10 protein-coding genes and 1 pseudogene are annotated in these 12,141 nt (G+C 70.1%); 10 read left to right on the top strand and 1 reads right to left on the bottom strand.

Annotation, left to right across the window (positions count from 1 at the left end):
• Window positions 1-23: 23 nt before the first annotated feature.
• From KUM44_RS37205 to KUM44_RS37245, 9 genes are read left to right on the top strand one after another with little or no spacing between them, the layout of a single operon-like run.
• Complete coding sequence (locus KUM44_RS37205) at window positions 24-1,358, top strand: L-fuconate dehydratase (RefSeq protein ID WP_217214185.1); 1,335 nt, start codon at window positions 24-26, stop codon at window positions 1,356-1,358.
• The gene (locus KUM44_RS37210; protein ID WP_217214186.1) at window positions 1,351-2,253 is read left to right on the top strand and encodes an amidohydrolase; all 903 of its coding nucleotides are present in this window, start codon (window positions 1,351-1,353) and stop codon (window positions 2,251-2,253) included. Before KUM44_RS37205 ends, KUM44_RS37210 begins: the two co-directional genes overlap by 8 nt.
• A complete protein-coding gene (locus KUM44_RS37215; protein WP_217214187.1) occupies window positions 2,244-2,681 on the top strand; it encodes an RbsD/FucU family protein in 438 nt (145 codons plus the stop codon). Before KUM44_RS37210 ends, KUM44_RS37215 begins: the two co-directional genes overlap by 10 nt.
• Window positions 2,678-3,721, top strand: coding sequence for a zinc-binding dehydrogenase (locus KUM44_RS37220; protein ID WP_217214188.1), 1,044 nt, complete (start codon window positions 2,678-2,680; stop codon window positions 3,719-3,721). The genes KUM44_RS37215 and KUM44_RS37220 overlap by 4 nt, the downstream gene beginning before the upstream one ends.
• Complete coding sequence (locus KUM44_RS37225) at window positions 3,718-4,479, top strand: SDR family oxidoreductase (protein ID WP_217214189.1); 762 nt, start codon at window positions 3,718-3,720, stop codon at window positions 4,477-4,479. The genes KUM44_RS37220 and KUM44_RS37225 overlap by 4 nt, the downstream gene beginning before the upstream one ends.
• Complete coding sequence (locus tag KUM44_RS37230) at window positions 4,476-5,108, top strand: bifunctional 4-hydroxy-2-oxoglutarate aldolase/2-dehydro-3-deoxy-phosphogluconate aldolase (RefSeq protein WP_217214190.1); 633 nt, start codon at window positions 4,476-4,478, stop codon at window positions 5,106-5,108. The genes KUM44_RS37225 and KUM44_RS37230 overlap by 4 nt, the downstream gene beginning before the upstream one ends.
• Window positions 5,105-6,142, top strand: a complete 1,038-nt coding sequence (locus KUM44_RS37235; RefSeq protein WP_217214191.1) for a sugar kinase — start codon at window positions 5,105-5,107, stop codon at window positions 6,140-6,142. Before KUM44_RS37230 ends, KUM44_RS37235 begins: the two co-directional genes overlap by 4 nt.
• 35 nt (window positions 6,143-6,177) lie before the next feature.
• Window positions 6,178-7,191, top strand: a complete 1,014-nt coding sequence (locus KUM44_RS37240) for an aldo/keto reductase (protein ID WP_217214192.1) — start codon at window positions 6,178-6,180, stop codon at window positions 7,189-7,191.
• Window positions 7,182-7,904, top strand: a complete 723-nt coding sequence (locus KUM44_RS37245) for a FadR/GntR family transcriptional regulator (RefSeq protein WP_217214193.1) — start codon at window positions 7,182-7,184, stop codon at window positions 7,902-7,904. The genes KUM44_RS37240 and KUM44_RS37245 overlap by 10 nt, the downstream gene beginning before the upstream one ends.
• A 77-nt stretch (window positions 7,905-7,981) precedes the next feature.
• Here the strand turns inward: KUM44_RS37245 and KUM44_RS37250 are convergent, their stop codons facing one another.
• Window positions 7,982-9,934 (bottom strand): alpha-L-fucosidase, encoded by a 1,953-nt coding sequence (locus KUM44_RS37250; RefSeq protein ID WP_254390675.1) that lies wholly within the window; start codon window positions 9,932-9,934, stop codon window positions 7,982-7,984.
• Window positions 9,935-10,810: 876 nt separating this feature from the next.
• Here KUM44_RS37250 and KUM44_RS37255 point away from each other — a divergent pair.
• A pseudogene (locus KUM44_RS37255) lies at window positions 10,811-12,141 on the top strand (glycoside hydrolase family 43 protein); the annotation flags it as partial.

Raw genomic sequence — 12,141 nt, forward strand, 5'->3', positions numbered from 1 at the left:
CTGCACTCACAGGAGTTGCCGCCATGTCATCCGCCCTGTCCGCTTCCCCGGCCTCCGCCCGCATCACCGCCCTGGACGTCCTGGACGTGCGTTTCCCGACGTCCGAGCACCTGGACGGGTCGGACGCGATGAACCCCGAACCCGACTACTCCGCCGCCTACGTCGTCCTGCGCACCGACGCCGGCGACGGTCTGGAAGGCCACGCCCTGGCCTTCACCACCGGCCGCGGCAACGACGTCCAGGCCGCCGCCATCGCGGCCCTCGCCCCGTACGTGGTGGGCCTCTCGGTCGACGAGGTCTGCGCCGACCTCGGCGCGTTCTCCCGCTCCCTCGTCCACGACCCCCAACTGCGCTGGCTGGGACCGGAGAAGGGCGCCATCCACATGGCCACGGGCGCGGTCGTCAACGCCGCCTGGGACCTCGCCGCCAAGCGGGCCGGAAAGCCCGTGTGGCGCTTTCTCGGCGAGATGTCTCCGGAGGACCTGGTCGCCCAGGTCGACTTCCGCTGGCTGTCCGACGCCCTCACCCCCGAGGAGGCCCTGGAGATCCTGCGCCGCGCCGAACCCGGCCGCGAACAGCGCATCGGCCACCTGCTCGACAACGGCTACCCCGCCTACACCACCACCCCCGGCTGGCTCGGCTACTCCGACGAGAAGCTGGCCCGCCTCGCCCGCGAGGCCGTTGCCGACGGCTTCACCCAGATCAAGCTCAAGGTCGGCGCGGATCTGGAGGACGACGTACGGCGCATGCGCACCGCACGCCAGACCGTCGGCGACGGGATCCGCATCGCGGTGGACGCCAACCAGAGATGGGACGTCCAGCCCGCGATCGACTGGATGAGCGCCCTGGCCCCCTACCAGCCGTACTGGATCGAGGAGCCCACCTCACCCGACGACATCCTCGGCCACGCCGCCGTCCGCCGGGCCGTCAGCCCCATCAAGGTCGCCACCGGCGAACACATCGCCAACCGGGTCGTCTTCAAGCAGCTCCTCCAGGCCGGCGCGGTGGACATCGTGCAGATCGACTCCGCGCGGGTCGGTGGCGTGGGCGAGAACATCGCGATCCTGCTGCTCGCCGCGAAGTTCGGCGTCCCGGTCTGCCCGCACGCGGGCGGCGTCGGCCTGTGCGAGATGGTGCAGCACCTGTCGATGTTCGACTACGTCGCCGTGTCCGGCACGACCGAGGACCGCGTCATCGAGTACGTCGACCACCTGCACGAGCACTTCGTCGACCCGGTGCGCATCGTCGACGGCAACTACCTGGCGCCGACATTGCCGGGGCTGAGCGCGCAGATGCACCCCGAGTCCCTCAAGGAGTACGCCTACCCCGACGGCCCCGTCTGGACCGCTCGTGTCTGACGCCCAGCCCCTCGTCGACGCCCACCACCATGTGTGGGACCTGGACATCCGGCCGCAGCCCTGGCTGGACGAGCCGGGCCACGAGCCGATCCGCCGCAGCTTCAGCTCGCACGCCCTGCGCTCGGCCGCGACCCGGCGGATCGCCGGGCGGCGACTGACGAGCACGGTGGTCGTCCAGTGCATCGCCTCCGTGCCCGAGACCCGGGACCTCCTCGCCCTGGCCGACAACGACCCGCTGATCGGCGCCGTTGTCGGCTGGGCGGATCTGAAGTCCCCCGCGATCGGCGACGTACTCGACGACCTGCGGACCGGGCACGGGGGCCGGTACCTGCGGGCCGTACGGCACGTCGTGCAGGGCGAGTCGGAACCGCACTGGCTCGGGCGGCCCGACGTGGAGCGCGGGTTGCGAGCGGTCGGGGAGCGCGGGCTCGGATACGACGTGCTGGTCCGCAGCCACCAGCTCCCGCAGGCGATCCGTCTCGCGGAACGGCTCCCCGAGCTGCCGCTCGTCCTGGACCATGCCGGCAAGCCCCCCATCGCTCGGCGGGACCTGGCCGACTGGGCACGGCAGTTGCGGACACTGGCCCGGCATCCCCAGGTCCGCTGCAAGGTGTCGGGTCTGGTCACGGAGGCCGACCACGAGAAGTGGACCGTCGACGACATCCGCCCGGTGTGGGACGTCCTGCTCTCCGCCTTCGGTCCCGACCGGCTGATGTTCGGCTCCGACTGGCCGGTCTGCGTCCTCGCCGGCGGCTGGAACCGCTGGGCCGCCACCGTCGAGGAACTCCTGGACGGCTGCTCCGGCACCGAGATCCACGCGGTGCTCGCCGGCACCGCGACCGCCTTCTACCACCTGACCCCCGCCCCGACGAAGGAGGGGACGCCGTGCTCCTGACCGAACTGCTGCACCCCGGGATCCTCGAATCCCTGGCGGGAGCCGGCCACGGCGCCCGCGTGCTGCTCGCCGACGGCCACTACCCGGCGAGCACCGCCACCGGCGAACGCGCCAGGACCGTCCACCTCAACCTGGCCCCCGGCCTGCTGGACGTCACCACCGTGCTGGACGTCCTGCTGCGTGCCCTGCCCGTCGAGGCGGCCCAGGTGATGGTGCCGCCCGAGGGCGAACCGGAGCCGCCGGCCATCGCCGAGTACCGCTCGATGCTGTCGCCCGTCCCGGTCGACACGCTCGGCCGCTTCGAGTTCTACGACGCCGCCCGCTCGCCCGACCTGGCGCTGGCGATCGTCACCGCCGACACCCGTACCTACGCCAACCTGCTGCTGACCATCGGCGTCCGCGATGAAGGGACCCTGACGACACGATGACACTCGCCGTCCGTTACACAGCCGCCCGCACCCTGGACACGGCTCCCGCACTCAGTGCGCCTCCCGGTCCCGGCGAGGTGGAGCTGGCCCCCGCATACGTCGGCATCTGCGGCACCGACCTGCACATCTTCCACGGCGACATGGACGCCCGGGTGTCCACGCCCGCCGTCCTGGGACACGAGATGTCCGGCCGCGTCGTACGCGTCGGCCCCGACGTGGAGGGCTGGCAACCCGGCGACGCGGTCACCGTGATGCCGCTGCGCTGGGACGACACCTGCCCGGCCTGTCTCACCGGCCACCAACACATCTGCCAGCATCTCGACTTCATCGGCATCGACTCTCCGGGCGCGATGCAGCAGCGCTGGATCGTGCCCGCCTCGACCCTCATCCGGCTGCCCGACTCGCTGCCCCTGGACCGGGCCGCGCTCGTCGAGCCGACGGCGGTCGCCGTGCACGACGTGGGCCGCGCCGAGGTAGCCGAGGGCGAGAAGGTGGTTGTGGTCGGTGGCGGCCCGGTCGGCATCCTGATCGCGCTGGTCGCGCGAGCCGCGGGCGCCGAGGTCCGGGTGGTCGAGCTGAGCGCCCACCGTCGGCTGCTCGCCGAGGAGTTGGGACTGACGGCGTGGAACCCGGCCGAGGTCGACGTGCCGGCTCTGGCGTGGCAGTGGACCGGGGACGCGGGCGCGGACGTCGCCTTCGAGGTGTCCGGCGCCGCGGGCGGCGTGAACACGGCGGTCGACGTGCTGGGTGTACGCGGCCGTCTGTGCCTCGTCGCCATCCACCCCCGCCCCCGCGAGGTCAACCTGCACCGCTTCTTCTGGCGCGAACTCACCCTCATCGGCGCCCGGTTGTACGACCGCTCCGACTTCGAGAAGGCGGTGACCCTGGTCGGCGACGGCACCATCCCGGCGGACCGGCTGATCAGCAAGGTCGTGCCGCTCACACAGGCACCCGCCGCCTTCGAGGCCCTGGAGGGCGGCGGCGACGTGATGAAGATCCTCGTGGACTGCACCGATGACGCCCAGGGAGCCGCCGTATGACCGCCTTCGACCTCACCGGAAAGCTCGCCGTCGTCACCGGAGCCCGGCGCGGCATCGGCCGGGCCATGGCCCGCGCGCTCGCCGAGGCCGGCGCGGACGTCATCGGCGTCAGCGCCTCGCTGGAGGAGTCCGGCAGCGCGGTCGAGAAGGACGTTCTCGCAGCGGGCCGTACCTTCGAGGCGATCCGCACCGACTTCGCCGACCCCGCCGCCGTACGGGCCCTGGGCGCAGACCTTGCCGGGCGCGCGCGGCCGGTGGACATCCTGGTCAACAACGCGGGCACGATCCGCCGCGCTCCGGCGGCCGAACACACCGACTCTGACTGGGAGTTGGTGCTCCAGGTCAACCTCAACGCGCAGTTCGCGCTGACCCGGGCGGTCGGCGCGTCGATGGTGGCCCGTGGCCAGGGGAAGGTCATCTTCACGGCATCGCTGCTCAGCTTCCAGGGCGGCATCACCGTCCCCGGCTACACGGCCGCCAAGCACGGCATCGCCGGACTCACCAAGGCGCTGGCCAACGAGTGGGCCCCACGTGGGGTGAACGTCAACGCCATCGCGCCCGGCTACATCGCCACCGACAACACCCAGGCGCTGCGGGACGACCCGGTGCGCAGCAAGGCGATCCTGGACCGCATCCCGGCCGGCCGCTGGGGCGACGCCGACGACCTGGCGGGTGCCACGGTGTTCCTGGCCTCGGACGCCGCCGCCTACGTCCACGGCGTCGTCCTGCCTGTCGACGGCGGATGGCTCGGCCGATGACCGGCACCGACCTGGCCTCCGTGCTGGCCGGAGCCCGTGTGTTGCCGGTGCTGACGGTGCGGCGCGTCTCGACCGCCGGCCCGCTGGCCGACGCGCTTGCGGCGGGCGGTGCCCGGTGCGCCGAGGTCACCTTCCGTACACCGGACGCCGAGCTGGTGCTCAAGGAGATGGCCGCCCATGGTGGCCTGGCCGTCGGCGCCGGCACGGTCCTCACGCCCCAGCAGGCGGAGCGGGCCGTGGCGGCCGGGGCCCGCTTCGTGGTCTCGCCCGGCTTCGACGGGGAGGTCGTCGAGAAGTGCCGCGAGCTGGGGGTGCCCGTGATGCCCGGCATCGCCACCGCCACCGAGCTGATGCGCGCCCTGAAGGCAGGCCTCGACACCGTCAAGCTCTTCCCCGCCGAGCCGCTCGGCGGTGTGGGGATGCTGCGAGCGCTCGCGGCCCCCTTTCCTGGGATGCGGTTCGTGCCGACCGGCGGGATCGGCGCCGACCAGCTGGCGGCCTACCTCGCCCACCCGGCGGTCCTCGCCGTCGGCGGCAGCTGGATGGCCACCACCGACCATCTTCGGCGGGGCGAGTACGAGGAGATCCGCAGGCTGACCGCAGATGCGGTGGAGAGGAGCGTGACGTGATCGACGTGGTGGCCCTCGGCGAGGTGATGCTGCGCTTCGACCCGGGCGAGGGTCGGATCCGCACCGCCCGCTCCTTCCAGGTCTGGGAGGGCGGCGGTGAGTACAACGTCGTACGCGGACTGCGGCGCTGCTTCGGCCTGCGGACAGCCGTCGTGACCGCGCTCGCCGACAACGCGGTGGGCCGGCTGGTCGAGGACCTGGTCCTCCAGGGCGGCGTCGACACCTCGCTGATCCGCTGGGTGCCGGACGACGGCATCGGCCGCACCGCCCGCAACGGCCTCAACTTCGTCGAACGCGGCTACGGCATCCGCGGCGCGCTGGGTGTCAGCGACCGCGCGCACACCGCCGTCTCCCAGCTGCGCAAAGGGGACGTCGAGTGGGACACCGTGTTCCAGGCCGGCGTGCGCTGGTTCCACACGGGCGGCATCTTCGCGGGCCTGTCCGACACCACGGTCGACGTCGCGGACGAGGCCATGGCTGCGGCCCGCCGTCACGGTGTCACCGTCTCCTACGACCCCAACTACCGCCCCAGCCTGTGGGCCGGCCGGGGTGGGGCCGACCGCGCCCGCGAGGTCGACCTGCGGCTCGCGCGGCATGCCGACGTCGTGGTGGGCGCCCTGGGTCTGGCCGGGACGTACCCGGGCGACGTGCGGGTCAGTGCCGACGAGGTGCCCGACGCACTCGCCTCCGTCGCTGTCCTCCTGCCCGACGCGAAGGTACTGGCGACGACCCTGCGCGAGGTCCCCTCGGCCGGGGTCAACGACTGGTCCTCGGCCGCCTGGTCCGCCGAAACCGGCTTCGTCACCGGCCCACGGATGCCCGGTCTGCAGGTGCTCGACCGCATCGGCTCCGGCGACGGATTCGCCGCCGGCCTGATCCACGGACTGATCGGCGACGCCGGCCTGGAGCGCGCCCTGGCCTACGGCACCGCCCACGGCGCGCTCACCATGACCACGCCCGGAGACGTCTCCATGGCCTCGCTCGCCGAGGTCGAGGCGCTCATCGCGGGCGGCTCGGCCCACGTCAGACGCTGACCGGCACCCCATCGCCCGTATCCCAGGAGCACGTCTTGCACCACCGGAAGATCCAGAACACGTCCGTCTCCCTCACCGAGCTCGGCTTCGGGGCGTCCGTGATCGGCAACCTCTACCGAGTCACGCCGGTCGACGACGCGACAGCCGCCGTCAATGCGGCCTGGGAGGCCGGTCTACGGTATTTCGACACCGCACCGCACTACGGCCTCGGCCTCTCCGAACGCCGCCTGGGCGCCGCCCTACGAGGCCGCCCGCGCGACGAGTACGTCATCTCCTCCAAGGTGGGCAGGCTGCTGGTGCCCAACGAGGAGCCACGCGGCGTCGACACCTGGGGTTTCGTCGTACGGGACGACCTGCGCAGACAGTGGGACTTCAGCCGGGACGGCGTGCTCCGCTCCATCGAGGACACGCTGGAGCGCACCGGCCTGGACCGCCTCGACATCGTCTACCTGCACGATCCGGACGAACACTGGCGGCAGGCGGCCGAGGAGGCCATGCCGACACTCGCGGAGTTGCGCGGCCAGGGCGTGATCGGCGCGATCGGCGCCGGCATGAACCAGTCGGCGATGCTCACCCGCTTCCTGCGCGAGACGGCCGCCGACGTGGTGATGCTGGCCGGTCGCTACACGCTCCTGGACCAGTCGGCGCTGGACGACGTCCTGCCCGCCGCGCGGGAACTCGGCAAGAGCGTGGTGGCGGTAGGCGTGTTCAACTCGGGACTGCTCTCCCGCGACCGGCCCACCGAGGGCATGAAGTACGACTACCAGGACGCCCCGCCGGCTCTGGTCGCCCGCGCCCGGGAGATCGCCGAGGTCTGCGCGGCGCACGGGACCACCCTGCCCGCCGCCGCGATCGCGTTCCCGTACACGCATCCCAGTATCATCAACGTTACCCTCGGTATGCGGACTTCCGAACAGGTCGGACGAAACGTGGAACTCCATGATCAGCGCGTCCCCCACAGCCTCTGGGACGATCTCCGCACTCAGGGGCTGATCAGGTCGGACGTGCTCCCGGGGCACGGTGGGGGGAGGGATGAGCGATGTCTCTGACGGACAAGGCAATCGATCAGATCCGTGAGTTGATCCGGACCGGTGCGCTGCCTCCGGGGTCGAAGCTGCCGCCGGAGCCGGACCTGGCCGCCCAGCTGGGCCTGTCCCGCAACCTCGCCCGGGAAGCGGTCAAAGCACTGGCCGTCGCGCGGGTTCTGGAGGTCCGGCGCGGCGACGGCACCTATGTGACCAGCCTCCAGCCGAGCCTGCTCCTGGAGGGTCTCGGCGGCGCGGTGGAGCTGCTCCAGGGCGACTCGGTCGCCCTGCGGGACCTCATGGAGGTACGGCGGCTCCTCGAACCGATGGCCACGGCTCTTGCCGCCACGCGGATCTCCGATGCCCAACTGGCCGAAGTGAAGCGGCACTTGGACGCCATGCGCGAGGCCCGAGACAACGTGGAACAGCTCAACATCCACGACGCCGCCTTCCACCGCGCCGTCGTCTCGGCCACAGGCAACGAGACCCTCCTCACCCTCCTGGAAGGGATCTCCGGCCGCACCCTGCGCGCCCGCATCTGGCGCGGTCTGGTCGACGACAAGGCCGCGGGCCGCACCCTCGCCGAGCACGAGGCGATCTTCAACGCGCTGTCCACCCGGGATGCCGCCCTCAGCCAGGCCGCCGCGCTGCTCCATGTGAGCAACACCGAGCAGTGGCTGAGGGAACACCTGCGTTCGAGCGAACCTCTCCCCTCCGGGACGACAGCGCGGCAGTGACGGGCGGCGCCGCCCGTGGTGCGACGTGGTCGTCGAAGCACCCGGACCATCGAAGGCGTCGCCCGTCGCCGGGATCGTCAGACAGCGATGATCCGCCACTGCTCCTCAGGCGCACGGTTGTACGTGGACTGGTTGATGTTGGCCCCGTCGGCGGTCGAGCCGCCGTCGACGTTCAGCGACAGTCCGCTGAACCGGTTGGTGAGGTAGTAGTAGCCGTCGCCGGTCGGCGTGACCGCCCAGTGCTGCTGGGGAACGTTGTCGTCGCTGTAGATGGCGACGTTCCCGCCCTCCGCCCGCGAGAGTCCGGCCACCTCCATCAGCTTGCCGCTGTTCACGTTCTTGATCTCGTAGTAGCCGTCTCCCGTGGAGGCGAAGGTCCACTTCTGGGCGGTGTTGTTCAGCCACGGCCACTGCTGGATGTTGGTGCCGTTGGCAGTGCCGAAGTTGAACACGTCGGCGACTTTGCCGCTCTTGCGGTTGACGATGCGGTAGACCGTGCCGTTGCCCGGCAGGACTCTCGACACCAGGGCCGGCTTGGCCGTCCGACCGCCGATATTGACGCCGCCGATGTTGGCGTAGCCGCCGGTGGCCGCTTTGGCCTGGATCCGTACGAAGCCCACGTTCCGGGCGGGCCATTCGGCCACCTTGGTGGCGCGGTCGCCGGCCCAGGTGCCGGTGGCGACCTGGGTGAAGTTCGTGCCGTCGGTGCTGGTGGAGATGGTGTACGAGGTGATGTCGCCGTCGGTCGAGTTGTTGCGGTTCCACTGCTTGGGCAGGTACTCAAGGGTGGAGACGTTGCTCCACACCCCGCCCAGGTCGATCGTGATCGAGTGGGGCAGGGCCGGGGACAGTCCCCACGTCGACCAGCAGGTCTCGTAGCCCCTGTCGCTCAGCCCGTCGATGGCGTTGAGCGGCCCCTCGCCGGTGCGGAATCCGGTGGCGTAGGCGCTGACGGGGGTCACGGGGTGTTCGGCGCGGGGCATCTGGGCGGGCAGTCGCGGGCGGGAGGTGTTCGGGCTCCAGGCCGCCCCGACTTCGGCGAGTCGGTTGACGATGTTGGTGTCCAGCTTGCCGTTGCGGTTGGGCGGGCAGTTGAGGATGAACGACGTGTACTTCGGTTCCAGGTCCGCCAGGTGGGACAGGATCGCGTCCTTGCTCATCGGGTCCTCGGTCGCCGTGTGCGGATGCCAGAACCAGCCCCTGCTGATCGTCTGTCCCTGCGTGGCAGCGTAGGTGTTCCCGGCCGGCGCGGTGATGCCCATCGGCTCCTCGAAGTAGATCGCGTCGCCGAGGAACGGCACCGACAGCGCACCATGGTCGATCATGACGATGTCCGGCTGGAGCGACTTCACGTGCTCACGGATCCGCTGGTAGGACACCGCCTGCTGGCCCATCTGCCACGCGTAACCGTCGGTGACGAACATGTCGATGGTGCCGTAGTTGGTGAGCAGCTCGGTGATCTGGCCGAGGATGAAGGTCATGTCGCTGGGCTGGATGGCATCGGTGGGCTCGAGCCCTGCCTTCGCGTGCCGGGTCTCCCACGCCTCGACGCCGAAGGTGCGGTCCCATATCGAGTAGTAGAAACCAACCCTCAGCCCCTTCGCCCGGAAGGCGTCGCAGTACGCCTTCACCACGTCCTGCTTGTAGGAGCTGTTCGCGACGTTCTGGGTTCCATAGGCGCTCGGCCACAGGGCGAAGCCGTCATGATGCTTGGTCGTCAGGAGGCCGTAACTCATCTTCGCCGCCGCGGCGGCGGCCGCCCACTGGGCACAGTCCACGGCCGTGGGGGCGAACCGAGCGGGGTTCTGGTTCGGGGCGGCCCACTCCTCGTTGGTGAACGTGCCCAGGCTGAAGTGGTTGAACATGCCGAACCGCATGTTCACCAGCTTTTCCAGGTTGGTCTGGGGGTCCGCGGCGGCCGCCTCCGCCAGCAGGCGTGACAACGCGGGGGTCACGGGCAGCGCGGTCGCGGCCACAGCGGCGCCCGCGGCGCCCAGCAGCGTGCGTCGGGACAGTCTTCCTGACGACATGGGGCTTACTCCTACGTCCAGGGGGATTCGGCGTATGCATCTACGGGAAACCGCCCGTCCGTTCGCGGGAGGGAGGCCGTAAGCCCCGACGATGCGGGCACGAGGGCATCCCTTGGCGGAGAGAACACACGAGTGGCGCGGTACTCCTGGGTGTCAGGTACCGGTGTTATGCATGAAGCTCGGTCATGCAGCCCGTCCATGTCAACGGGCGTGCAGGGATGAACTGCCGTCTACGGGAAGTCGTTCTGCCCGTTAATGGCAGTGATGTTGCGATTGGCACGTCGCTATACATCGCATGTCTGGCGTGTCCTTGAAGACCCCACGGACTACTGCTGTCGGAGGTATTGACGCGTTCCGGCTCCCACGCCTAACGTCTGCCCGACCGTACGAACATCGTTCGATTTATCGAACGTCTCACTTCGGCGGACAGGGAGTCGGCTACGGAGGCTTCCTTCCACCGGGCACTGGGAGGCACACCGCACGGCGCGTCAGCGGTCAGGACCTGGAGGCGGAGACCGGGTCGACCGCCGCTGACTTCGCCGTACCCGAAGGCCGTTGGGCTTGGGCAAGAGAGAAACACAGGAGGCAAACAGGAGCCGCACGAGAACGGGACGCCGCAGCGGCACATGCGAGGAGCCGCCTCGCAGGAGCCGAAAGAAGCACCAGACCTCTCGCCGCGCGCCCACGCGCGCCCACCACGGCGAAGTGCACCCGCACACAGGAGACACACCGCTACCCGGATCCAGCCGGCCCCTTCCGCGTCGTGCGGCAGCCGGTCCTGTCCCGCCAACACCGAGACCGAACTTCCCCCCGCGCCACCCCGATTTGGGCACTCTTCGCCCGGTGATGGCCTTTGCAGAACGACAGGAGACGTATATGTCCGCGCTTCGCGCCCGGCTGTCGGCGGTATTGCTCGCCGTATGCCTGCTCCTCACATCACAAGCCTTGATCACACCGGACCGGGCGGCCGCCGCCGACCCGGGCTACCTGATGCTGCACTTCACCGGGGAGGGGTCTACCGGTCAGCAGATGTACCTCTCGCACAGCGCGGACGGCCTGCACTGGAACGACCTCAACGGCGGGGCGCCGATCCTGCGCTCCAACCTCGGCACGAAGGGGGTGCGAGACCCCGCACTGGTGAGATCCCCCGACGGCAGCAAGTACTGGATCATCGCGACCGACCTGTGCTGGGGCTGCGGGTCGACCGTGGACGGGTCCATCAACAACGGCAGCCGCAGCATCGTGGTGTGGGAGTCGACGGACCTGGTCAACTGGTCGGAGCCGTGGCTGCTCAACGTCGCCGGCAAGATCCCCGACGGACGCAACGCCTGGGCGCCGGAGGCGATCTTCAACCCCGAGACAAACGACTACGTCCTGTACTGGGCGACGAACGTGCCCCAGGACGGCAAGACGAAGCACCGCATCTTCTACGCCCGGACCAAGGACTTCCGCTCCATCACCACCCCGCAGATCTACATCGACCGCCCCGGCACCCAGGAACTCATCGACACCCAGATCGTCGAAGTGCCGGCCGGAGTAGGTAACTACCGCTACGTACGCGCCTCCGGCGACGGCCAGATCACCCTCGAAGGCAGCAACTCGATCCTCGGGACGTGGACCAACCTCGGCAACCTCTCCGGCATCGGCCTGACCGGCGCCCAGGTCGAGGGCCCGATGTGGATGAAGTTCCGCGACCGCAACGAGTGGATCCTGTACCTCGACCAGTACGCCTCCCGCGGCGGGTACATGCCGGTCGCCACGACCAACCCGTCCAACCCCGGCAGCTACAAGCTCCCGGCATCGGGAAGCTACAACCTGGGCGTCAACAAGAAGCGCCACGGTTCGATCCTGCCCCTGACGGCCGCCGAGGAGACCCGTGTGCTCGCCCGCTGGGCCGGCACCCCGGCCAAGCGGCTCCAGTCGTTCAACTTCCAGGACCGGTACGTGCGGCACGCCAACTTCGACGTGCGCATCGACCAGAACATCACCGGCCCGGACGCCCAGTTCCGGCTGCGGCCCGGCCTGGCCGGCAGCGGCACCGTCTCCTTCGAGTCGGTGAACTACCCCGGCTACTTCCTGCGGCACGCCAACAACGACTTCCAGCTGGTGCGCAACGACGGCACCGCCCAGTTCGCCGCGGACGCCACCTTCCGCCAGGTCGCCGGCCTCGCCGACTCCACCTGGTCCTCCTTCCAGTCCTACAACCA

The organism is Streptomyces sp. AC550_RSS872 (genome assembly GCF_019049285.1).
GTDB lineage: Bacteria > Actinomycetota > Actinomycetes > Streptomycetales > Streptomycetaceae > Streptomyces.